Origin of the sequence: Gordonia sp. CPCC 205515 (assembly GCF_048537925.1) — a bacterium.
GTDB lineage: Bacteria > Actinomycetota > Actinomycetes > Mycobacteriales > Mycobacteriaceae > Gordonia.
The window spans coordinates 142,759-165,491 of the sequence record NZ_JBCLVJ010000005.1 but is presented as its reverse complement, the minus strand read 5'-3'; the positions used below and the strand labels follow the sequence as shown (position 1 = coordinate 165,491).

Sequence of the window (22,733 nt, the reverse complement as noted above, 5' to 3'; positions counted from 1 at the left end):
CGTGAGGAATTACGGTTACCTTCAAGCACACGTCGACCTTGCGCATCTCAGCCCTGCGTTAACCACCACGGTCGGCGAGGAGACCAGAGAGGGGCCGGGACGCCGTGAATGCCACGACGATCGCCATCGGCACGATAGCTGCGGTCATCAGCCTGTTCTGTTGGGCATTGTTCCTTCGCGGGGTCTGGACCATGGTCCGGGCCATCGGGCAGGGTCAACGCGTCGACAGCTCACGCTTCTGGCCCTTCGTCCCCCGCATGTGGACGATGCTCAAAGAGTTCATCGCGCACACCCGGATGGCGAAATTCCGCACGGTCGGGTGGGCCCACTGGCTGGTGATGGTCGGCTTCCTTCTCGGATTCATCCTGTGGTTCGAGGCATACGGACAGATCTTCGATCCGCACTTCCACTGGCCGATCATCGGCGCCTGGAACATCTACATCCTCGCCGACGAACTTCTCGGCCTGGGCACCGTGATCGGCATCATCGCGCTGATGATCATCCGCCAGCTCAATCACCCCCGGGTGCCCGAGCGGTTGTCGCGCTTCTCCGGGTCCCGGTTCGGTGCCGCCTACTTCGTCGAGTGGGTCGTCCTGCTCGAGGGCCTGGGCATGATCTTCGTCAAGACCTTCAAGATCGCCTCGGGCATCGAGGATCCGCCGATCTGGACGTCGTTCTTCACCCACTACCTCGCTCAGCTCTTCGAGGGCTGCTCGGAGTACTGGGTCACCGGCGCTGCAGTCGTGAAGCTGATGAGCGGCATGATCTGGCTGGCCGTCGTCGGCAGTCACATCGACTGGGGTGTCGCCTGGCACCGGTTCGCCGCGTTCTTCAACATCTACTTCAAGCGTGAGCAGGACGGCGGGGTCGCGCTCGGCGCCGCCAAGCCGATGATGAGCAACGGCAAGGTCCTCGACATGGAGACCGCCGACCCGGACGTCGACGCGTTCGGCGCGGGCAAGGCCGAGGACTTCTCCTGGAAGGCCTGGCTGGACTTCACCACCTGCACTGAGTGTGGCCGCTGCCAGTCGCAGTGTCCGGCGTGGAACACCGGTAAGCCGCTGAGCCCCAAGCTGCTCATCATGTCGCTGCGCGATCACGCGCAGGCCAAGGCCCCGTACCTGATCGCCGGCGGCCGTAAGGACATGGGCGGCGACGAGGTCGGTCTGGTCGACGCCGACGGCAACGTGCTCGACGACAAGCTCAACGCCATCCCGGCCGCCGCGCGCGCCGAGGCCGGCCGCCGGCTCGTCGGCGAGAGCGCAGGCACCGGTGCGATCGAGGACGGCGAACTGGGCGCGGTCATCGACACCGAGACGCTGTGGTCGTGCACCACCTGCGGCGCCTGCGTCGAGCAGTGCCCCGTCGACATCGAGCACGTCGACCACATCATCGACATGCGCCGCTACCAGGTGCTCATCGAGTCGGACTTCCCGTCCGAGCTCGCGGGCATGTTCAAGAACCTGGAGAACAAGGGCAACCCGTGGGGCCAGAACGCCTCGGCCCGCACCAACTGGATCGACGAAGTCGACATCGACATCCCGGTGTTCGGTAAGGACGTCGAGTCGTTCGAAGGCTTCGAGTACCTCTTCTGGGTCGGTTGCGCCGGCGCCTACGAGGACCGTGCGAAGAAGACCACCAAGGCCGTCGCCGAACTCCTCGACGTCGCCGCGGTGAACTTCCTGGTCCTCGGTGAGGGCGAGACCTGTACCGGCGACTCGGCTCGCCGTGCGGGCAACGAGTTCCTGTTCCAGATGCTGGCGCAGCAGAACATCGAGATGTTCAACGAGGTGTTCTCCACCGCTCCCGAGCAGCGCAAGAAGATCGTCGTCACCTGTGCGCACTGCTTCAACGCGCTCGGCAACGAGTACCCGCAGGTCGGCGGCAAGTACGAGGTCGTGCACCACACGCAGCTGCTCAACCGCCTGGTGCGGGAGAAGCGCCTGGTGCCGGTCGCGCCGATCGGCGAGGGCGTCACCTATCACGACCCGTGCTACCTCGGACGCCACAACCAGGTCTACGACGCCCCGCGCGAACTGATGGGCGCCTCCGGGTCGACGCTGACCGAGATGCCGCGGCACGGCGAACGGTCCATGTGCTGCGGCGCCGGTGGTGCGCGCATGTGGATGGAAGAGCAGATCGGTAAGCGCATCAACCTCGACCGGGTCGACGAGGCGCTGGACACCCTGTCCGGGGTCACGCAGGAGACCAAGAAGGTCGCCACCGGCTGCCCGTTCTGCCGCGTGATGCTCACCGACGGTGTCACCGCACGCACGGCAAGGACCGAGGACGAAGGCAAGATCGAGGTCGTCGACGTCGCGCAGTTGCTGCTCGAATCGGTCAGGCGCGGCCTCCCCGAGGTCGATCGCGGTGGGCGCCACCTGTATCCGGCCGCGGTGCCGGCCGAGGAGCCCGAGCCGGAGCCGGCAGCCGCCGAGGAGGCAGCACCTGCTGCGGCAGCAGCCGCGACGGCCACCGCCACCGAGGCGAAGCCCAAGGTGGGCCTCGGGATGAAGGGCGGCAAGAAGCCCGGTGGTGCGGCCAAGACTGCAGCAACCGCCGCACCTGCCGAAGCCCCGGCGGAGGACAAGAAGCCCGCCGCCAAGGGCTTTGGCATGAAGGGCGGCAAGAAGCCGGGTGCGGCCAAGACGGCCGAGCCCGATGCGCCCGCTGCCGAAGCCGCCGCGCCGGCTGAGGAAAAGAAGCCCGCAGCCAAGGGCTTCGGGATGAAGGGCGGCAAGAAGCCGGGCGCCGCCAAGGCAGCGCCGGCACCTGCCACCGAAGAGTCGTCGGAGGAAGTCGAGGCCGCAGCCTCGTCGGCTGAGCCCGTCGAAGAGAAGAAGCCGGCCGCCAAGGGCTTCGGTATGGGCAGCGCGAAGCGTCCGGGCATGAAGAAGCCGAACGCGGCGGCTCCGCAGGCCGGGGTCACCGCTCCGGCGGAGAGCCAGGTCGACGAGTCGGAGAGCGACGCCGGTGCGGCGGCCACCGTGGACACCGCGTCGTCGGCTGTCTCGGTGACCGAAGAAAAGCCTGCGAAGGCAAAGGGATTCGGCATGGCCGCAGGCAAGAAGCGGCCCGGCGGCGCAGGTGCGGCGAAGAAGCCGGCTGAGGCAACTTCGCCGGCTGAGACTGTCGAAGCCCCAGCGGAGCCGGCCGAAGCCGCGGCGGAGTCGGCCGAAGCCTCGGTCGATGAGGCACCTGCGGCGGCGGTGACCGAGGAAAAGCCTGCGAAGGCAAAGGGTTTCGGCATGGCCGCGGGCAAGAAGCGGCCGGGTGGCGCAGGTGCGGCGAAGAAGCCGACTGCAAGTGCGCCTGAGCCGGAGCCCACGCCCGAACCCGAACCCGAACCCGAGGTGCCCGCCGAGCCCGAAACCGCCTCTGCGAGCGAAGAGGCAACCCCGGCCGCCGACGACACCCCGTCGCCAAACGGTTCCTCGGCGCGCACGATCGGCGAAACCGGTGCGGCCAAGGCCAAGGGGTTCGGCATCGCGGCCGGCAAGAAGCGGCCGGGACACAGCTAGCCGTCGAAAATCGATTTGCGGCCTGCTGTCACAATTGAACTCGTGAGTAGACCGTACGTATCGCACCTGAACCAGAACCTCAAGCCACTCGAGCAGTCACTGAAGCTGCAGAACGTGTGCTACGAGATCCGGGGACCGGTGCACGCGCACGCGTCGCGCCTCGAATCCGAGGGGCACCGGATCATGAAGCTGAACATCGGCAATCCGGCGCTCTTCGGCTTCGAGGCGCCCGACGTCATCATGCGCGACATGATCCACGCGCTCCCCTACTCGCAGGGGTACTCGGAATCGGCGGGTGTGCTGTCCGCGCGCCGGTCTGTGGTGACCCGCTACGAACTCATCCCCGATTTCCCGTACTTCGACGTCGACGACGTGATCCTGGGCAACGGTGTGTCCGAGCTGATCACCATGACCATGCAGGCGTTGCTCAACGACGGCGACGAAGTCCTGATCCCGGCCCCCGACTACCCGTTGTGGACCGCCATGACATCGCTGTCCGGCGGTCGCCCCGTGCACTACCGGTGCGACGAGGACAACGGCTGGAATCCCGACATCGAGGACATCGCCAACAAGATCACCAGCCGTACCAAGGCGATCGTGATCATCAACCCGAACAACCCGACCGGCGCGGTCTACTCCCGCGAGGTCCTGCAGAAGCTCGTCGACCTGGCGCGCGAACACTCGCTACTGATCCTCGCCGACGAGATCTACGACAAGATCCTCTACGACGACGCCGAGCACGTGAATGTCGCATCGCTGGCGCCGGATCTGTTGTGCCTTACGTTCAACGGACTGTCGAAGGCCTACCGGGTGTGCGGATATCGCGCAGGGTGGCTGGTCCTGACGGGACCGAAGGACCACGCACGCGGCTTCATCGAAGGTCTCGGCATCCTCGCGTCAACCCGCTTGTGCGCCAACGTTCCCGGGCAGCATGCGATTCAGGTCGCCCTCGGCGGCTACCAGAGCATCGACGCCCTCGTCGCGCCCGGCGGCCGACTCTACGAACAGCGAAACGTGACCTGGGAGAAACTGAACGAGATCCCCGGTGTCTCGTGTGTGAAACCGATGGGGGCGTTGTACGCCTTCCCGCACCTCGATCCCGAGGTTCACGAAATCCACAACGACGAACTGTTCGTCCAGGACCTGCTGCTGCAGGAGAAGATCCTCGTCGTGCAGGGCACCGGCTTCAACCTGACCGACCACAACCACTTCCGCATCGTGACGCTGCCGTGGTCACGGGATCTCGGTGTCGCCGTCGAACGGATCGGGAACTTCCTCTCGTCGTATCGGCAGTGACATTCGGACTTCCATCCGTTATCGTCACAACATTCGTTGTCACATGAGGATGGGTGGGTCCGATGGTGAAGTGGGAGAAGCGCTACGTCGACTCGGGTGATGTACGGCTGGCGGTGTTTCGCCTGGTCACGGGTGATCGGGCCACACCAGGGACGCGTCCTGCGGTAGTCCTGGTGCACGGCTGGCCCGACTCCCATCACCTGTGGACCCAGGTGGCGCCGCTGCTCGCCGGCGCGTTCGACGTGTATGCCTACGACACCCGCGGTTACGGCGAGAGTGACAGCCCGTCGGGCGTCGAGGCCTACCGGCTCGACCACCTGGCGCGAGATCTGTTCGCGGTCATCGACGCGGTCGGTGGGGGTCGACAGGCGCATGTGATCGCCCACGATTGGGGATCGATCCAGGCGTGGGAGGCGGTGACCACGCCCGACGCCGAGGCGCGCATCGCATCGTTCGTGTCGGTGTCGGGTCCGAATCTCGATTACGCCGACGAATGGGTCCGCGAGCAGTGGCACCCGCCCACCGCGCGCAAGGTTCGCGACTACTTCGTCCAGCAGCTGCACATGGGTTACACGCGGCTGTTCCGCATTCCGGGGCTCTCCGACGTGCTGGTGCCCGCGACAATGTCGCCGGGCCGGTGGACCCGGTTCGTGGCCCTCACCGAACGCATGGACCGATCGCGGGTCGTCGTGGGTCCGACGTTCCGCCGGGATGTGCGATCGGGCCTGCGGTACTACCGTGCCAATCTGAGCCGACGTCGTCGACCGCCGAACCTGCGGCCGACGAAGATCCCGGTGCTCGAGTTGATCAATACCCGCGACATCGCTCTGCGGCCACCACTCTTCGCGCACACTGCCCGACACGCCGCGGTCCACGCGCGACGCGATTCCCGCACCGGACACTGGTTGCCGCTGGCCCACCCCGAGTATCTGGCGGACTGCGCAACCGAATTCATCCGCACCCACAGCGACCTCGACGGAAACCCCGATGTCCGCGCCCAGGCCTGACGCGACCGATCCGGGTCCGGTCGAACTGCACGCGCGCAACGTCACCTTCGACTGGACCGGCACTCCGCTGCACTGGATTCCCGGGCACCCGGTGGCGTCCAACTTCATCAGCGTGCTGAATCTGCTTCTGCCCGAGGGAGAACGGTGGTTTGTCGCCACCTACAACGAGGCGCTTCCGCTGGTGGCCGACGACGAACTCGCCGCCACCATGCGCGGTTTCATCGGTCAGGAGGCCATGCACGCCGAGGCCCACGACCACGTGTTGTGGGAGTTCCTCGATAGCAACGGGATCGATCCGCGGCCGTTCCAGCAACAGATGGAGTGGATCTTCCGAAAACTGGTGGGACCCATGGACGGCGGCACACCGGAAGCCCGCCGCAAGCACCTCATCGAACGCCTGTGGTTGATCGCGGCGCTCGAACACTACACCGCGATCCTCGGTGACTTCGCCCTCAACAGCACGTGGTTCGACATCGGTGCCGATCCACGGATGGCCGATCTGTTCACCTGGCACGGCGCGGAAGAGGTCGAACACCGGGCGGTCGCCCACGACGTGGCCGTCTATTTCGGCGACAGCTACCTACGGCGCGGGCGTGCCATGCTGCTGGTGCTGCCCATGCTGCTCAGCCTCATCCACCGCGGCTACCGCTACGTGATGATCAACGATCCGACGGTGTCCCACAACTGGTTTGCTCGTCGTCGGGAGTATCGACGCGGCGTGCGGGCGGGAGTATTGCCGCGGATGACCGATGTCGTGCTGGCCAGTTTCAGCTACTTCCGCCCGGGCTTCCACCCCGACGAGATCGGTAGCACCGCACAGGCGGTCGCCTACCTCGCGTCGTCGCCCGCGGCACGCAACGCCGACTGACAGGCGAGACGATGAACCAACGCGCACATCCACATTCGACCGCACTCACCGCGCCACCGCCCCATCTCTATGGCCGGTGGCGGCACGACCCGTACCTGATGGTGTGGACCGGGCTCTCGAAGATGTGGTGGCCGTTCTGGCGCGTGATGTCGCCGCTGCACCCGACAGCCGCCGACGACGGTGTGACCGTGGTCGAGGTGATCGACCGGGAAATGGTGGCCGGCGACGAGAACGTCGTCGCGCTGACGCTCGCCGCACCCGACCGGTCCGTGCTCGAACGATGGTATCCGGGAGCACATCTCGACCTGCTGCTGCCGTCGGGCCGAATGCGCGAGTATTCGTTGTGCGGCGATCCCGCCGATCCGCACACCTATCGCATCGCGGTCCGTCGGATTCCGGACGGTGGCGGCGGTTCGGTCGAGGTACACGACACCATCGGGGTCGGCGATCAGATCCGTATCAAGGGTCCGCGCAACGCTTTTCCGTTCACCGCACCCGGATTCGGCTCACCGGCGCGGTCGATCCGCTTCATCGCCGCCGGTATCGGGATCACGCCGATCCTGCCGATGCTCGCCGCCGCCGACCGCCTCGGACTCGACTGGTCGATGATCTATACCGGCCGCACCCTCGACTCCATCCCGTTCCGCTCCGAGGTGGCTCGGTACGGGGATCGGGTGCGCATCCGGACCGACGACGATGCAGGGCTTCCGTCGATGAAAGATCTTCTGGGACCGGTGGATTCGTCCACCGGGCAGGCGCCCGCGGGATTGGCGGTGTATTGCTGCGGGCCCGTGCCGATGTTGGAGGCGCTGCGTAAGCATCTCGGCGATCGTCCCGACATCGAACTGCACTACGAGCGGTTCAGCCCGCCACCGGTCCACGACGGCTCGCCGTTCGAGGTGGTCCTCGCGTCGACAGGGCAACGGATTTCGGTGGCGGCCGACGAGACGACGCTCGCCGCGATCCGGCGGGAACTACCGTCGGTGCCGTATTCGTGCCGCCAGGGATTCTGCGGCACCTGCAAGGTGCGGTCGCTCGCCGGCGCGGTCGATCACCGCGACAACATCCTCACCGAGCCCGAACGGGCCGACGGTTACCTGCTGACCTGCGTATCCCGCTGCGCCGGAAACGAACTCGTCGTAGAACTCTAGAGGTCGATGACCAACGACTCGCTCGCCGCCCGCGACACACAGGGGAGCATGTAGCCGTCGGCGCGTTCGTGGTCGGTGAGCACCGAGTCGGCGTGGTCGACCTCGCCGTCGAGGACTCGCACCTTGCAGGTGCCGCAGAATCCTTGCCGGCATGAGTAGGTGACCGACGGGATCTCGCGGGCCACCGCGTGCAGCATCGATTCGTCGGCGCCGACCTGGGTGCGTTGGCCGCTGGAGCCGAGGACGACGGTGAACTCTCGGCCACCGGTGACCGGGATGCCGAAGCGTTCGAAGTGCACCTCGGCGCCGGTCGAGGTCTTCTCGAGTTCAGCCAGCAGACCGTCGGTCAGGACCGGCGGACCGCAGAAGTAGACGGCCGCGTCGGGTCGGATGTCGGCGACAAGATCGGCGGCACTGGGCAATCCGTGCACGTCGTCGGTACGCAGGTGGACGCGGTCGCCGTAGGCGGCGAGCCGGTCGCGGTACGCGGCGGAGGCGACGGTCCGACTCAGGTAGGTCAGCGACCAGGAGACGCCGAAGCGCTCGGCGGTCTCGATCATCGGCAGGATCGGCGTGATGCCGATGCCACCGGCGATGAAATGCAGATGCCGTGCGGCAGAACCGTGTCCGGGCAGCGCGAGCGGAAAAGCGTTGAGCGGACGGGTGATCCGCACAACGTCGCCCACCTGGAGGGTGTGCACCTCGGCGGAGGCGCCGTCGGCGGAGAGTCGTCGGACAGCGATCCGGTAGGCGGCGGTGTCCCCGGGATGCCCACACAGCGAGTACTCGCGGATCCGCCCGGACGGCAGCATCAGCCGCAGGTGCGCGCCGGCCGTCCAGTCGGGCAGGGTGTCCTCGGGGTGGTGCGGCGCGAAGGCGAGTTCGACGACGCTGCCGTCCGCGGCGACCGAGGTGCGTTCCACCACCGCCACGTCGATCGTCGACGACTCGGGCTTGCGCATCTCGTAACGGAGCACCCGTTCCCAGATCGGCATCCACGCGCCGAGCAGCCACCGCGTGGAGACCATCGAGTAGTCCACGCGCTGTGCACCGTAGAGGTGTTCGGGGGCGGGGCGTCGGCCGAACACCGACTTACGCGCGTTCACAGCGCGGCCCTCGCCGCCGGCGACGATGCGAGGTACGCGACCGCCTGGGCGGTCGACCCGAAGTCGTCGGGTCGGTATCCCGGCTTGAGGTAGCCGATCAGCGACGTGAGGATCTCGAACCCGGGCACCAGCCCGGCCTTGGAGTCGGCGTAACCGGCCCGCCACAGGGCGACCTCCGATTTCGGCGCCTCCGGATCGTGATGGTTGATGAAGTGGGTGCCGCGGACCAGCAGCGAGAACAACAGCGGAAAGGCTCCCACCATCGCCCACACCCGACGGAAGTAGCTGTCGCCGAAGTACGTCGCGACGTCGTGCGCGACCGAGCGGTGCTCGACCTCCTCGGCGCCGTGCCAGCGGTAGAGGTCGCACAGCACTGGGTCGGCGCCGGCGTCATCCCAGTCGTTGTTGAGCGCGAAGTGCCCGAAGACGGCGGTGAAGTGCTCGACGGCCGCGATGATCCACAGTCGGGCGATCAGGCGCTTGCGGCGGCGACGCGCCGAGAGCTCCGGACGCGGACCGAGGACTCGCCGGAAGACCCAGTGCACCTGCCGCGCGAAGGGCGCGGGGTCGACGCCGTTGTCACGCAGAAATCCCCATTGCACGCCGTCGTGGACGCTGGAGTGTTTGGCCTCCTGGCCGATGAACCCGCGCATCGCCTCGCGCAGTTCGTCGTCCTCGACGTACGGGAGTGCCTCGTCGAAGGCCTCGACGAACCATCGCTCCCCCTCCGGCAGGACCAGGTTGAGGGAACTGATGAAGTTGGAGGCAACCGGGTGCCCGGGGATCCAATGCAGCGGGGTACCGCTGCAATCGAAACTGACGTTCCGCGGTCGGATCGCCACCTGGCCGGGGTCGCCCGCGGCCTCACTGAGGGACATCGCTGCTCTGCTCCACTGACATCGTTGAGCGCGGTCCCCGAACCGCACATCACCTGAACTGATGGACTTCAGAGTCCATCTCGTTCATCACCTTCATCGTTACTGCCGTCTACCTGTACCACCCCGATCGGGGGGTGGGACAACTCGCAATCCCCGTTCCTTCCGCCTTTCCTTCCATGACGTGGGACACCATGCCATACGGGTGTAACGAACACCACACGATTCGATGGCGGGGACGGCACGTCGATGGGCTCCTCGCGCAGTAGCCACAGCGCGGCGACGGCGGCCACCGCGGTGACCACAACCGCTGCCCAGACCGCGTGATGCAACCCTGTCATGAACACGTCCTGCACCGCGGTGCGGATCGCGTCCGCCACCCCGGCCGGAGCGCGTTCGGCGACCGCGACCCCACCCATCACCGACTGTTGCGCGATCTCGGTGACGGTGCGCGGGACACCGAGGTCGCCGAGTCGGCTCCCGACGCCGGTCACATAGGCCGAGGTGAGGATGGAACCGAGCACCGCGACACCCAGCGTGCCGCCGATCTCGCGGGTGGTGTCGTTGACCGCCGAACCCGCACCGGCCTGCTCAGGTCGCAAGGCGTTCATGATGACGTGGGTGCACGGACCGGAGATGCAGGCCAGGCCGGCCGCCATCAGCGACATCGACCACACGATCAATCCCCAGTAGGTCGACGACGATGTGGAGAATTCCACCAGGGCGAAACCGGCGGACATCAATGCCGCGCCGCCTGCGGTCACCATCCGGGGTCCGAAGCGGTTGGACAGCACCATCGCGACCGGCGACAGCACGGCCATGACGATGGCGAACGGCAGCGTCCGCACCCCGGCGTCGAGCGGCCCGTAGCCCTTGACCGCCTGGAAGAACTGGGTGATCAGGAAGATGAAGCCGAACAGGGCGAAGAACGCGACGCTGATCATGGTGGCCGCGGTGGCGAAGTGCCGGTTGGTGAACAGTCGGACGTCGAGGATCGGGTGGTCGGTGGTGAGTTGCCGCCGCACAAAGAGGACGAGCAGCAGGCCGGCGAGCACCAGGCCACCGATGGTTCGCACCGAGACCCAGCCGACGTTCGGGGCTTCGATGACGCTGAAGGTCAGCAGCCCCAACGTCAGGATCGACAGCACCAGGCCGGGGAGGTCGAAGCGGCCGACATGCTCGGGTCGCGTGGATGGGACGACGGCGAGGATCGCCGCGAGGGCGACGGCACCGATCGGCACATTGACCCAGAACACGGATGTCCAAGAGAAGTGTTCCAGCAGCCACCCGCCGAGCACCGGGCCGATCGCCACCGCGACGCCGGAGACCGCCGCCCAGATCCCTACGGCGGCGGCGCGCTGCCGAGGTTCGGTGAAGATCGTGGTGACCAACGCCAGGGTGGCCGGAAAGACCAGTGCCGCAAAGACTCCCAATCCGGCGCGGGCGGCGATGAGTTGGTCGAGGCCGCCGGCGAGGGCGGCCAGGATCGAGACTCCGACGAAGCCGACGATGCCCACGCCGAGCATGCGCCGGTGACCGAAACGGTCACCGAGGTAGCCGCCGGTGAGCAGCAGCCCGGCGAAGGCGAGGGTGTAGGCGTCGACGATCCACTGCAGCCCGGAGATCCCGGCGTCGAGATCGTGGGCCATCGTCGGCAGCGCGACGTTGACGATCGTGTTGTCGACCATCACGAGCAATTCGGCAAAGCACAGGGCGGCCAGCGCCACCCAGGGATTGCGGGTCAAACGATTCATGGCGAGCCTCCAGGGGCACCGTACGTATAGGACACTGATCTACAGTTATAGAACATTGTTCTTCTTCAGTAGAACACCGTGCCAGTAGGCTGTCAATATGTCTCCCGCGCGATCGACCACCCGCACTCCGGCCACCGAGGTCCGCTCCTCGCTGATCACCGCGGGCCGTCGACTTCTCGAACGCGAGGGCGCCGCCGCCCTGACGGTGCGCGCCGTCGCGACCGAGGCCGGGGTCGCGCCGATGGGGGTCTACAACCATTTCGACGGCAAGGTCGGGCTACTCAACGCGGTGGTCACCGATGGTTTCACCGAGTTCGCCCGGATGATCGCAGTGACCGACGCCGACCCGACCGAGCGGCTGCTGAGCAGTGGGCGGCGTTATCGCGAGTTCGCGCTCGCCAACCCGACTCTCTATCAATTGATGTTCTCGGTGGAGTGCGAGCCGGACATCGACGCCGCCTCCGACGCCTTCGGCGAACTCGTCGAGATCGTGCGCTACGGGCAGGCCGCCGGCACGATCCGTGTCGGCGATGCCGCCGAGATCGCCGCACAGGTCTGGGCGGGCGTGCATGGCGCGGTGTCGCTGGAACTCGCGTCGACGTATCCGCCGATCGTGGACGCGACCCGCGTCTATACCGAGTTACTCGACCTCATCGCTCGGGGCATCAGGCCATGACGCACGCCCCGCATCTGCGAGAATGTCGCGATGACTGAGTACCGGATCGACGATCTGGCGCGCGCCGCGGGCACCACGACCCGCAACGTGCGCGGCTACCAGGACCGCGGACTCCTCCCCCGCCCGGTCCGCCGGGGCCGCATCGCGATCTACACCGACGCGCACCTCGCACGCCTCAAGGTCATCAACGATCTGCTGCGTCGTGGCTTCACCATCCGCCACATCGCCGACTTCCTGACCGGCATGCAGCGCGGCGACGACCTTGCCGACGTGCTCGGGCTGGATGAGCTGGTGTCCGAGCCGTGGTCGACCGCGACCTCGACCACGATGTCGGCCGACGACCTCAAGGACCTGCTGAACTCGGGCAACCCCGCGCATTTCGAGCGGCTGATCGAGTTCGGACTGATCGCACCGAAGGGCGAGGGCAAGCACCCGGACAAGTACACGATCCTCGACCAGGAGACGGTGTCGGCCTACGGGCGACTGGTGAAGCTGGGCCTGCCGCTGAGCGGCATCCTCGACGTCCACGGGAAACTCGACGCGGAGATGGCCGCCGTTGCCAAGACGGTGATCTCGGCCGGGCGACGCGCTATCACCGAGGGCCACACCGACGGCTGGCTACCCCAAACTCAGGCCGAATCCGATTGGGCGACAGAGCTTCTCCGCGAGATGCGGCAGGCCGGGTCGGTGTCGGCGCACAACGCGCTCGACCGTGCTCTCGATCGCGACCTGGCCCGCCAGCTCGACGACTATCTGCGTCGATCGGCCGGGTCTTCGGGATCAGCCGGGTCCGCCGGGTAGCCGCGGGATCACGATCGGCGGCAGACCAGGGATCGGGTTGGGCACCGACCGGACGCGCGGCGGGGCCGGAGCCGGTCGGGGTCGGTTCTGCGGTTGTTGCGCGCCTCCGCCACCGCCGCCGCCAGTTGTCGTGTCCTGGGTGGTCACCGGAGGGGGTGGCGGGGTGTAGCGCACGGCCGGCACCTGCGCTGCGGCCAACGCGGCCGGATCGGCGAAGGTGGTCGGCGCAGCGACAGCCGGCACCGAGGTCGGTATCGAGGTCGGTGCCGACGAAGGCGCCGACGTTGAGGGGAACAGGCCGGCCGTCGGGGTCTCGGGAGCGTCGTCGTCGCCGGACATGGCCAGCGCGGTGGCGGTGCCGACCGCGATGATGGCTGCCGCGATGGCCGCCATGGCAAGGATCAGACGACCCGGGCGGCGGCGCGGGGTGGTCGTGGATCGCTGGGTGAGTGGGACGACCGGTTCCGGGTCGGCCGGCGCGTCGTCGGGTTTCGTCTCGGCGGCGCTCGAGCGGAGGGGCTTTGCGGACGCCGACGCGGCTGCGGCGGTCGCCGCGACGGGAGCTGCAGCTGCGGATGCGGGCTCGGCGAACTCGGGCGGCAGGTAGCTGGGTTCGTCGTCGTCGCGGACCGGGTGGTCGGCGGGGGCGTGCGACACGACCACCGGCAGGTGCAGGTCGCGCTCGAGGACCTTGTCGAGGCCGGGCCAGTCCTCATTGTCGTAGCCGAGGTAGACCGAGGCGGCCGAGAACTCCTTGCCCATCTCCCGCAGGGTGCGCGCGAGTTGGTCGGCGGCCGGTGCGGTGGCCTCGTCGAGGTCGCGCTGGGCGACGCGGAAGAATTGCACTTCGCCGTGGCCCATCACGAAGGTGCCGTCGGTGGAGGCGAGCTTTTCCCGCCCGCGGCCGGCCAGGTCGCGCAGTTCGTTCCACCAGACATCGTTGCCCGGTGCCTCGACCCGGCCGATACGGACGAGGTGTTCGGCGAGTGCCTGGTCCAGGGCTCGCGGATGGATCGCCCACAGCACGCGCTGGTCGACGATGTCCCCTTCGTCGGGGTCGACCGCAGAGATGAGGAGCCCGTCGTCGGCAAGGTCGACGAGCAGGAAGAACTTGTCGGCCGGCACTCCACTGGCGAGTTGCCGTCCGGCGATATCGGCCAAGCGCGTGGAATCCACGATTGATCACGACTCCCCGAGTGCGCTTACGGACATTCGGGGTACCAAACTAGCACGCTGTCCACCGGATCGCACCGGACCGCCGAGAGCGTGGTAGCGCCATCCGGCTGACCGCCAGGTCGTGGCGTCGAGGCAGCGGCGACCGTCGACGATGACACGATCGCGCACGACGTCGGCGAGTTCGTCGGGTGTCATGTGGACGAACTCGGCCCACTCGGTCGCGACCATCACCGCGTCCGCATCGGTGCACGCCTCGGTCACGTTCTGCGCGTAGGCGAGCATCGGGAACATCCGCCGGGAGTTGACCGCCGCCTTCGGGTCGAACACGGTGACCGACGCGCCCCGCAGTGCGAGCTGGCCGGCGACGTTGAGCGCAGGGGAATCGCGGACGTCGTCGCTCTCCGGCTTGAACGCGGCTCCCAGGACGGCGATGTTGACGCCGAGGACGTCGCCGCCGCAGGCATCGGACATGAGGTCGACCATGGCGGTCCGCCGGCGCATGTTGATGGAGTCGACCTCGCGCAGGAAGCCCACCGCGTCGGACGCACCCACCTCGGCGGCCCGGGCCATGAACCCGCGGATGTCCTTGGGCAGGCAGCCGCCGCCGAAGCCCAAGCCGGCGTTGAGGAATCGTCGGCCGATGCGCTGGTCGTAGCCGATGGCGTCGGCGAGGGTGGAGACGTCGGCGTCGACGACCTCGCAGATCTCGCTCATGGCGTTGATGAACGAGATCTTGGTGGCGAGAAAGGCGTTCGCTGAGACCTTCACCAATTCGGCGGTGGCCCAGTCGGTTCGGATGAACGGGACGCCGGTGTCGAGGATCTCTCGATAGACCTCGGCGACCACCTGTTCTGCCGATCCGGACTTGTCGGCGGGATTCGTGCCCAGGACAAGGCGATCCGGTTCCAGGGTGTCCTCGACGGCGAACCCTTCCCGCAGGAACTCGGGATTCCAGGCGAGTTCGACGGTGGAGCCGGGTGCGGCGAGGACCGAGATACGTTGAGCCAGTGCGGCTGCAGTGCCGACCGGCACGGTCGACTTGCCGATGATGAGGTGGTTTCCGCGAAGGAGCGGGGTCAGGGCGTCGACGGCGGATTCGACGTGGGAGACGTCGGCGGCGTAACTGCGCGTCTGCTGCGGAGTGCCGACCCCGAGGAAATGCACTGCGGCAAACGATGCGACCTCGCGGTAGTCGGTGGTGAATCGGAGGCGATCGGCGGAGATGTTGCGCCGCAACACGTCTGCGAGACCGGGCTCGAAGAACGGCACCTCACCGGACTGCAGTAGCGCGACCTTGTCGGCATCGACGTCGATCCCGAGGACGTCGTGCCCGAGTTCGGCCATGCAGGCGGCGTGGGTCGCACCGAGGTATCCGCATCCGATCACCGTGAGCTTCATGTCTCGATGGGTACGCGCGGTTTCCTGCGGTGCCGCAACGACGACGTTGCCCGGGGTTTAGGACTGGGTGAAGTTCAGATACGCCTTCGACGGCGTGGGCCCGCGTTGGCCCTGATACTTGGAGCCGACAGCGGCGCTGCCGTACGGGTGCTCGGCCGGGCTGGAGAGCCGGATGAGGCAGAGCTGTCCGATCTTCATGCCGGGCCACAGGGTGATCGGCAGGTTCGCCACGTTCGACAACTCCAGCGTGATGTGGCCGGAGAACCCGGGATCGATGAAACCCGCGGTGGAGTGCGTCAGCAGTCCAAGCCGTCCGAGCGACGATTTGCCTTCCAGTCGGCCGGCGAGGTCGTCGGGCAGGCTGCACACCTCGAGGGTGGAGCCGAGCACGAACTCCCCCGGATGCAGCACGAACGGCTCCCCCTCGGTCGGTTCGACGAGGGTGGTCAGTTCGTCTTGTCGTTGCGCCGGGTCGATGTGGGTGTACCGGGTGTTGTTGAACACGCGGAACAGGCTGTCGAGCCGGACGTCGATACTCGACGGCTGGACCAGCGCCGGGTCGAACGGCTCGACGGACAAGCGGCCGTCGGCGATCTCGGTGCGGATGTCGCGGTCGGAGAGCAGCACGTCCCCGAGGTTATCGGACGGCGCCGGGCCTACCGCGTTCAGCGGAACGTTTCAGGCGGCGATCGGCTCCTCGGTGTGTTCAGTGGCGTCGGCGGCGTCGGCTTTCAGCGCCCAGATGGCGTAGAGGACCTCGGTGGCGTACCCGAGTTTCAGGCGACCGCCGCCGACCGGGGCCGGTGCATACGGGTCGATGCTCTGATCCGGTTCCCATCCGCCAGGCGCGTGGGTGTCAGGCGCGATGTCGATCACCGATCCGCTCGGCCGGTGGAAACTGAACCGCTGTTTGCCCAGGGCTTTGATGCCGAACTCGCCGCGATGCAACGCCCGATGATGGGTGGAGCACAACAGGATCAGGTTGTCGGGCTCGGTCGACCCCTGCTGCCCCCACGGGACCACGTGATGCACATGGAGATGCCGCGTGCGTCCACACCCGGGGTGGGCACACCCCTGATCGCGCATCGTCACGATCCGGATCAGCGCGGCGGTCGGTACCCGACGCTTGCGCCCGTACTTGAGGACCGCACCCTTGCGGTTACTGCGCACCTCCCGCAACACCGCGGCACAGGAGGCCTCCTCGACCTCGACGTCGGCGAGCACCGGCCCGTGGTCCAAGTGCGGGTCGGTCGCGATCGGCTGGTCGTCGATGTCCTCCCAGTCCTTGGCGTGGGTGTGGACCAAGATCTCCGCACCCGGCGCGGTCTCCGGGATCTCTACCGCGGTGTGCAGGGTGTCTGCCATCGCCACCACCGCTGGCGCGATGTCGGTCGGTACTCCGCGCCACAGGTCCCGCTGTTCATGGAGGTCTGCATCTGGTGCTTCGGCGTCTGGCGCTTTGGGTTCGCCGTTCTCGTCGGGTGCGTGCAGCGCGTTCAGCGGAACGTCGTCGTCGCCGGCGATGCGGGTGCGTTCGTACTCCGAGCGCACCACCGCGGCCAGAAACCGTGCACCATCCAGCGGCGACAGGCGCAGTGACACCCTCAGCGAACCGTCGAGCTTCCACTCCCACCGACCACTGGACTCGATCAGCTCGGTGACGCCGTCGCCCTGCCCGCGGTCGATGTCTCGCATCGACTTGACCAGCCGCTCGACCTGTTCGGCCGTCGCCGACAAGGCGAAGTTCAGCAACTGCTGCTCGCGATCAGGGGTGGCGACCCGGGTCAGCGCCCGCACCTTGGAGTAGGTGACCCGCCCCTGACCGAATGCCTCCTGCAGGACCGGCAACTCCGCCAGTGCGTGAGCGACACGAACATGGTCCTGGGCAGTGCGCAGCGACATGCCCACCCGCCACGACAACCAGTGCGCGCAACTGCGGATGCCTTCTCCGCTCCAACCGTGCCGGTCGTCGAAGGCGACCAGCAGCTGCAGGAACCGCGCGGTCATCGCCGCCAACTGCCCGGCGTAGCCGACCACCCGGTCCCTTAGCTGGTCATCGGACAAGTCGCCGATCGGGGTGTCATCGAACAGACTCGCCCCGGCTACTTCGCTTGAATCTTTTGCGCCACCAACCGAATCCAACGACACAACAGTCATCGCAACCCCCCGACAGGTCAGAACCAACTGGACTACCTGCAGGTTATCGCGGGGTACCGACAAAAACGTTCCGCTGAACGCAGCCGATGGGATCGACACCGCGGCCGCGTTCCGCTGAACGCGTTTGCTACTCTGGCCGTCGCGAGGTCGCGAGGTCTCGCACGCCGATGTAGTTCAATGGCAGAACATCAGCTTCCCAAGCTGAATACGCGGGTTCGATTCCCGTCATCGGCTCCCCATGCCGATCTGGAGTGTCGCGAGTCACGGGTGAGCGTTGCGCTTGTTCAGCCAGACCTGCGGGTTGATTGCGTTGCCCTTCTTGTCCCGAACCTCGTAGTGCAGGTGGGGACCAGTGGACTGGCCGCGGTTACCGACGGTGCCGATCTGCTGGCCAGCGATGACCTTCTGGCCGGCGCGCACGAAGCTCCGGTCGACGTGGCCGAAGATGCCGGTCGTGCCGTCATCCTGCCGAACCCGGATCCACTGGCCGAAGCCTGACGCCGGCCCGGACTCGAGGACGACTCCATCTGTCACTGCATAGACGGGAGTCCCGATCTTGTTGGCGATGTCGACGCCTTTGTGGCTGGCGTTCCAACGAGGACCGAAACCCGAGGTGACGGTGCCCTTGGTCGGAGCAACGGCGCGGCCGGGACCGAGCCGGGGCGCAAACAGGTGCGGCGGAATGATGCCGCGCGCCAGATCGTCGAGTTGCGGCGGAAGGGTCAGATTCACCGGCGCGTTGGGCACTGCGGGAGCGGGCTGCGCCGTCGCGTGGGCTGCGCCGCCAACGGACAGTCCGATGGCGCCGACGAAGGCTGTGAGTGCACCGGCCTTGATCCTGCGAGTGACGCGCGGCTTCGATTCGTAAGTGGTCAGTTGGTGTCGTGGCACGTCGATGTCCATTTCGTATTTGGTAACAATTCGGTATCGGCAAGGACACGGCGAGGCTACACGCCGACGCGCGGCCGAGCCAGCGAGAGGCGCCGGAACGTGAGGGGGCTCACCCGCAACGCGGGGGAGCGACTCGTATTTACGATCGGGCTGAAATGGCAGTTGGGCTTCTAGCCCAGAACTTCCGGCAAGCGGCCGGTGAGCACGTGCAGTATCCTGCACCGGCACGATGGATTTGGTTTACGAAGTACACGACCTGATAGGAGCACCCGAATGGGTTCTGTCGCTCTCGACCTCGCTGGCACTTGGCTGGAAATGATTGTCAACGTTCTCAAGCTCCCGATTGACCTGGGAAGTAGCATCTGACACCGAGCGCACCGTAATTGGCTGACTTCGCTTCCCGTCGTCGGCCCAGCTGAAAGCCCTGGTCAAAGGAATCTGACCAGGGCTTTCGTGCTGCTCGAGCACACACTGGGGCGCGTCACCCGGTTGTCGCGGCGTACACCACCAAAGCAACCCCATTGCTGAACGACCGCGCATTCAGCAGCGACAGTTTCGACACCTCGAAGCCCTCGGGAAAGAGCCGACGCCCCCTCCCCTGCACCGTGGGATAGACGAACAGACGGTACTCGTCGACGAGGCCGGCGCTGATCAAGGTGTGGGTCAGCGTGATGCTGCCGGTGACGACGATGTCCTTGCCGTCACGCTGCTTGAGCGCACGAACCTCATCGAGCACGTCCCCGCTCAGGATCGTCGAGTTCTGCCACTGAGGTTCGGTCATCGTCGACGACACGACGTACTTGTCCACGGTGTTCAGGTAGTCGGTGACACCGGTCTTGTCGTTCTCCTGTTCGGGCCAGTAGCCGCGGAAGTCCTCGAACGTCTGGCGACCGACCAACAGCGCGTCGGCCTCCCGGTCTTGTCGGTGGCTCTCCTCCAGGAGATCTGGGGCTTCTTCGGTCGGGTCGAACCAGGTGGTGAGCATCTCGATCGAGCCGTCGAGCGTCATATTCTGCGTCACAACGAGTTTGCGCATCATTCTCCTCCGTACGTGCTTGCACTCGTACAGAGACAGACCACCTCAGCGCCGGAAGATCATCGGAGCCCCGACCCAGCCGCTCGCTGCTTCCGCAACTGAATCGCCTTGTCGACGCCCACGAACGCCGGAGTGATCAGCGACAGGCCGAACACGGTCAGCCACTGGCCACCGCTGAGGGACACGGTGTCGAGCAGGCGTTGCAGCATGCCGAGTTCGACGGCGGCCCAGGTGAGGATCCAGCCGGCGATGAGCCACCCGAAGTACGGGAACATCGGTTGCGACCACGGCACCTGACGCTCGCGCCGCATCACCACACCCAGGTTCACGCCGGTGAGCGCGACCACCGCGAAGGCCATGGTCATCGAAACGGACCCGTGGTCCGCGGACGGCTCGTCGGGTCCCCACTGCAGGAGCGCCAGCGCCGTGACGGCGACCAGGAAACCGCTGATGACCCACCGCACGATCTGCGGGCCGACGACGATTCGGGTGCCCGGGGGACGCGGCGGTCGCTGCATGACGCCCGGGTCGGACACGTCGACGATGAGGCCGACCACCACGGTCACGACGACGAACAGCTTGCAGAACAGCAACTGCATCGGCAGCATCGCGACACCGCCGTTGACGTTGAAGATCGTCGCGTACACCATCAGCTGGAGCACCGACGACAGAATGGTCAGCTGCAGCCGGATGTAGGTCGAGATGCGGCGGTAGATGTCGCGCCCGAGTTCCACCGCGCGCACCAGGGTGGCGAAGTTGTCGTCGGTGAGCACGATCTTGGCGGCCTGCTTGGAGACCTCCGACCCGCTACCCATCGCCACGCCGATGTCGGCCTGTTTGAGGGCAGCGGCGTCGTTGACCGCGTCACCGGTCATGGCGACCACGTCGCCGTCCTCCTGCATCAGCCGCGCCAGCCGCAGCTTGTCCTCGGGTGCGACCCGGCCGAAGACGTGGAGTTGCGGTAGTTGGGTTTTCACGTCGTCGTCGCTGAGTTTCTGCAGTTCGGTGCCGGTGATGACGCCCGGTCCGAGGCCGAGTTGGTCGGCGATGGCGCGGGCGGTGATGGTGTGGTCGCCGGTGATCATCCGGACGTCGATGCCGGCGCCGAGCGCGGTGTGCACCGCGTCGGTCGCCTCGGTCCGCAGCGGATCGATGATGCCGACGAGCCCGACGAGGACGAGATCGGTGACCGCGGCCATCGGATCGGCGGTCGCCGACGCCATGGCCGAATCGTCGAGACTCTTCGCGGCAAACGCCAGGACCCGCAAGCCCTTCTCGGATAGCTCCCGGTTCGCGTCGAGGATCTGCTGACGCATCTCGTCAATCGGCACGACTTCGCCGAGTCGCAGTGCGCCGCTGCAGCGGTCGAGGACCACGTCGGGGCCGCCCTTGACGACCACCAGGTGCGGCTGCGCGATGATCGTGCCGGTCAGCGACGCCGGTCGGTCATGGAAGGTCGCCATGAACTTGTAGTCGGAATCGAACGGGACCTCGGTCACGCGGGGAATCGACCGGCGGGTGACCTCGGCGTCGACGCCCATCTTCGCGGCGAGCACCACGAGCGCGGCCTCGGTCGGGTCGCCGATCACCGAACCGTCGTCGCCGACCGTGGCATCCGAACAGAGCGCCAATCCCAGCGCCAGCGGCGTGAAGTCAGGGGTGACACCGGCGGCACCGAGGATCGCGCCGGTCTTCGAGTAGCCGGAACCCTCGACCCGGTACCACTGGTCGCCGGCGTACAGCGAGGTGACGGTCATCGCGTTCATCGTGAGCGTGCCGGTCTTGTCCGAGTTGATCACCGTGGTGCCGCCGAGCGTCTCGACGTCGGCCAACGACTTGACCACCGCCTTCTGCTCGGCGAGATGCTGTGCGCCCGAGGACAACATCGTCTGCACGAAGGTCGGCAATCCGGTCGGGATCGACGCGATGGCGGTCGAGATGCAGAGCAGCGCCAGGGTTTCGCCGTTCTGTCCGCGGATGAGTCCCACGACGCCGATGATGGCGACCGCACCCCAGGCGAGGAATCCGAAAACCTTGGTCAAGCCGTCGAGTTCGAGTTGCAGCGGCGACTTCGTCCGCTTGGTCGCGGTGACCATGTCGGCGATGCGACCCATCTGGGTCGCGGCGCCGGTGGCCGTCACCACAAAGACCGCCGATCCTCGGGTGACCTGAGTGTTCTGGAAGACCATGTTCGTCCGGTCGCCGAGTGCGGTGTCGCCGCCGGTGATGATGGCCGGGTCCTTGGCCACCGGAGCACTCTCACCGGTGAGCGCGGCCTCCTGCACCTCGAGGGTCGCCGACGTGATCAGACGGCCGTCGGCCGGGACGAGATCACCCGCTTCGACCAACACGACGTCACCGGGAACGAGGTCGGCCGCCGGTACCTCCGCCACCTGCCCGCCACGACGCACCCGCGCACGCGGAACCTGCAGGCTGGACAGCGCGTCAACACTGGCCTGCGCCTTCATCTCCTGCCGGGTGCCCATCACCACGTTGAACACCACGAGGAACGCCACGACGAAGCCCGTCGCGAACTGGCCGATCGCGAAGGCGGCGACCGCGACGATGAGCAGCATGATGTTCATCGGGTTGGTCAGCTGGCCACGCGAGACCGCCCAGATGCTGGGTGGCGGCTCAGCGGTCACCTCGTTGGGTCCGTAGGTCTTCAGCCGGACGGCGGCGTCGACGGTGGCCAGACCGACGTTCGGGTCGACATCGGCATCGGCGGCGACGTCGGTCGCGCTGCGCAGATGCGCATCGTCGAACTTCCGCATCTCGGTGGTGCTGGTCATGCTTCACGTCCCCTGCTCGTGGATCTAACTATTGCGATAATCATGCCCGATGCCTGACGAACCACGCGCCCTATCTCCGACTATCGACGGCACATGTATCTGCAAGGAAGCGGCGAGTAGCCTGTGAGCTTGCTACCAATTCACGAATGCTGTTGTCGTACATCGTTATTGATAAAACTCGCGGTTTCCGACTTCGGGCGAAACCGGCAATCACGCCTCCCAGATAAG

At 66.7% G+C, this 22,733-nt stretch carries 17 protein-coding genes and 1 tRNA gene; 8 read left to right on the top strand and 10 right to left on the bottom strand.

Annotated features, from left to right (window positions below; genetic code table 11):
- Window positions 1-104 precede the first annotated feature (104 nt).
- The 5 genes from AAFP30_RS08095 to AAFP30_RS08075 all read left to right on the top strand — a co-directional run bounded on the left by AAFP30_RS08095 (window position 105) and on the right by AAFP30_RS08075 (window position 7,843).
- Window positions 105-3,521: a heterodisulfide reductase-related iron-sulfur binding cluster gene (locus AAFP30_RS08095; RefSeq protein WP_419229362.1), complete on the top strand. Its 3,417-nt coding sequence runs from the start codon at window positions 105-107 to the stop codon at window positions 3,519-3,521.
- A gap of 42 nt (window positions 3,522-3,563) precedes the next feature.
- The gene (locus AAFP30_RS08090; RefSeq protein ID WP_419229361.1) at window positions 3,564-4,817 is read left to right on the top strand and encodes a pyridoxal phosphate-dependent aminotransferase; all 1,254 of its coding nucleotides are present in this window, start codon (window positions 3,564-3,566) and stop codon (window positions 4,815-4,817) included.
- Between the two features lie 62 nt (window positions 4,818-4,879).
- Window positions 4,880-5,824: an alpha/beta fold hydrolase gene (locus AAFP30_RS08085; protein ID WP_419229360.1), complete on the top strand. Its 945-nt coding sequence runs from the start codon at window positions 4,880-4,882 to the stop codon at window positions 5,822-5,824.
- Complete coding sequence (locus AAFP30_RS08080) at window positions 5,805-6,692, top strand: metal-dependent hydrolase (protein ID WP_419229359.1); 888 nt, start codon at window positions 5,805-5,807, stop codon at window positions 6,690-6,692. The genes AAFP30_RS08085 and AAFP30_RS08080 overlap by 20 nt, the downstream gene beginning before the upstream one ends.
- Window positions 6,693-6,703: 11 nt before the next feature.
- Window positions 6,704-7,843 carry a PDR/VanB family oxidoreductase gene (locus AAFP30_RS08075; RefSeq protein WP_419229358.1) on the top strand — a complete coding sequence of 380 codons (1,140 nt, stop codon included), beginning with the start codon at window positions 6,704-6,706 and terminating at the stop codon, window positions 7,841-7,843.
- On the opposite strand, the gene AAFP30_RS08070 is transcribed toward AAFP30_RS08075, so the two are convergent.
- From AAFP30_RS08070 to AAFP30_RS08060, 3 genes are all read right to left on the bottom strand, one after another.
- Window positions 7,840-8,949 (bottom strand): PDR/VanB family oxidoreductase, encoded by a 1,110-nt coding sequence (locus tag AAFP30_RS08070; RefSeq protein ID WP_419229357.1) that lies wholly within the window; start codon window positions 8,947-8,949, stop codon window positions 7,840-7,842. The genes AAFP30_RS08075 and AAFP30_RS08070 overlap by 4 nt on opposite strands.
- A complete protein-coding gene (locus tag AAFP30_RS08065; protein ID WP_419229356.1) occupies window positions 8,946-9,827 on the bottom strand; it encodes a metal-dependent hydrolase in 882 nt (293 codons plus the stop codon). Before AAFP30_RS08065 ends, AAFP30_RS08070 begins: the two co-directional genes overlap by 4 nt.
- 68 nt (window positions 9,828-9,895) lie before the next feature.
- Window positions 9,896-11,578 (bottom strand): MFS transporter, encoded by a 1,683-nt coding sequence (locus AAFP30_RS08060; RefSeq protein WP_419229355.1) that lies wholly within the window; start codon window positions 11,576-11,578, stop codon window positions 9,896-9,898.
- 97 nt (window positions 11,579-11,675) lie between these two features.
- Between AAFP30_RS08060 and AAFP30_RS08055 the strand changes: the two genes are divergently transcribed.
- On the top strand, window positions 11,676-12,254 hold the full coding sequence (locus AAFP30_RS08055; RefSeq protein ID WP_419229353.1) for a TetR/AcrR family transcriptional regulator: 579 nt from the start codon (window positions 11,676-11,678) through the stop codon (window positions 12,252-12,254).
- A 30-nt stretch (window positions 12,255-12,284) separates the two neighbouring features.
- Window positions 12,285-13,055, top strand: a complete 771-nt coding sequence (locus AAFP30_RS08050; RefSeq protein WP_419229352.1) for a MerR family transcriptional regulator — start codon at window positions 12,285-12,287, stop codon at window positions 13,053-13,055.
- Here the strand turns inward: AAFP30_RS08050 and AAFP30_RS08045 are convergent.
- From AAFP30_RS08045 to AAFP30_RS08030, 4 genes are read right to left on the bottom strand one after another with little or no spacing between them, the layout of a single operon-like run.
- A complete protein-coding gene (locus tag AAFP30_RS08045) occupies window positions 13,035-14,231 on the bottom strand; it encodes a hypothetical protein (protein WP_419229351.1) in 1,197 nt (398 codons plus the stop codon). The two genes, AAFP30_RS08050 and AAFP30_RS08045, sit on opposite strands and share 21 nt — an antisense overlap.
- A gap of 6 nt (window positions 14,232-14,237) precedes the next feature.
- Window positions 14,238-15,629, bottom strand: coding sequence for a UDP-glucose dehydrogenase family protein (locus tag AAFP30_RS08040; RefSeq protein ID WP_419229350.1), 1,392 nt, complete (start codon window positions 15,627-15,629; stop codon window positions 14,238-14,240).
- A gap of 57 nt (window positions 15,630-15,686) precedes the next feature.
- Entirely contained in the window at window positions 15,687-16,256 is a 570-nt protein-coding gene (dcd, locus tag AAFP30_RS08035) for a dCTP deaminase (protein WP_419229349.1), read from the bottom strand.
- 51 nt (window positions 16,257-16,307) lie between these two features.
- A complete protein-coding gene (locus AAFP30_RS08030) occupies window positions 16,308-17,786 on the bottom strand; it encodes a DUF222 domain-containing protein (RefSeq protein ID WP_419229347.1) in 1,479 nt (492 codons plus the stop codon).
- A 163-nt stretch (window positions 17,787-17,949) separates the two neighbouring features.
- On the opposite strand from AAFP30_RS08030, the gene AAFP30_RS08025 reads away from it, so the two are divergent.
- Window positions 17,950-18,020: transfer RNA gene (locus tag AAFP30_RS08025), tRNA-Gly, on the top strand.
- 27 nt (window positions 18,021-18,047) lie between these two features.
- Here the strand turns inward: AAFP30_RS08025 and AAFP30_RS08020 are convergent.
- The 3 genes from AAFP30_RS08020 to AAFP30_RS08010 form a co-directional block, all read right to left on the bottom strand.
- Complete coding sequence (locus tag AAFP30_RS08020; protein WP_419229346.1) at window positions 18,048-18,689, bottom strand: M23 family metallopeptidase; 642 nt, start codon at window positions 18,687-18,689, stop codon at window positions 18,048-18,050.
- A 469-nt stretch (window positions 18,690-19,158) separates the two neighbouring features.
- A complete protein-coding gene (locus AAFP30_RS08015; protein ID WP_419229345.1) occupies window positions 19,159-19,713 on the bottom strand; it encodes a dihydrofolate reductase family protein in 555 nt (184 codons plus the stop codon).
- Between the two features lie 59 nt (window positions 19,714-19,772).
- Window positions 19,773-22,505: a cation-translocating P-type ATPase gene (locus tag AAFP30_RS08010; protein ID WP_419229344.1), complete on the bottom strand. Its 2,733-nt coding sequence runs from the start codon at window positions 22,503-22,505 to the stop codon at window positions 19,773-19,775.
- Window positions 22,506-22,733: the final 228 nt, after the last annotated feature.

Coding starts and splice junctions, on each gene's coding strand:
- AAFP30_RS08085 (WP_419229360.1), top strand. CDS start 4,880: ATGGTGAAGTGGGAGAAGCGCTACGTCGACTCGGGTGATGTACGGCTG.
- AAFP30_RS08080 (WP_419229359.1), top strand. CDS start 5,805: ATGTCCGCGCCCAGGCCTGACGCGACCGATCCGGGTCCGGTCGAACTG.
- AAFP30_RS08075 (WP_419229358.1), top strand. CDS start 6,704: ATGAACCAACGCGCACATCCACATTCGACCGCACTCACCGCGCCACCG.
- AAFP30_RS08065 (WP_419229356.1), bottom strand. CDS start 9,827: ATGTCCCTCAGTGAGGCCGCGGGCGACCCCGGCCAGGTGGCGATCCGA.
- AAFP30_RS08060 (WP_419229355.1), bottom strand. CDS start 11,578: ATGAATCGTTTGACCCGCAATCCCTGGGTGGCGCTGGCCGCCCTGTGC.
- AAFP30_RS08055 (WP_419229353.1), top strand. CDS start 11,676: ATGTCTCCCGCGCGATCGACCACCCGCACTCCGGCCACCGAGGTCCGC.
- AAFP30_RS08050 (WP_419229352.1), top strand. CDS start 12,285: ATGACTGAGTACCGGATCGACGATCTGGCGCGCGCCGCGGGCACCACG.
- AAFP30_RS08040 (WP_419229350.1), bottom strand. CDS start 15,629: ATGAAGCTCACGGTGATCGGATGCGGATACCTCGGTGCGACCCACGCC.
- AAFP30_RS08030 (WP_419229347.1), bottom strand. CDS start 17,786: ATGACTGTTGTGTCGTTGGATTCGGTTGGTGGCGCAAAAGATTCAAGC.
- AAFP30_RS08020 (WP_419229346.1), bottom strand. CDS start 18,689: ATGGACATCGACGTGCCACGACACCAACTGACCACTTACGAATCGAAG.
- AAFP30_RS08015 (WP_419229345.1), bottom strand. CDS start 19,713: ATGCGCAAACTCGTTGTGACGCAGAATATGACGCTCGACGGCTCGATC.
- AAFP30_RS08010 (WP_419229344.1), bottom strand. CDS start 22,505: ATGACCAGCACCACCGAGATGCGGAAGTTCGACGATGCGCATCTGCGC.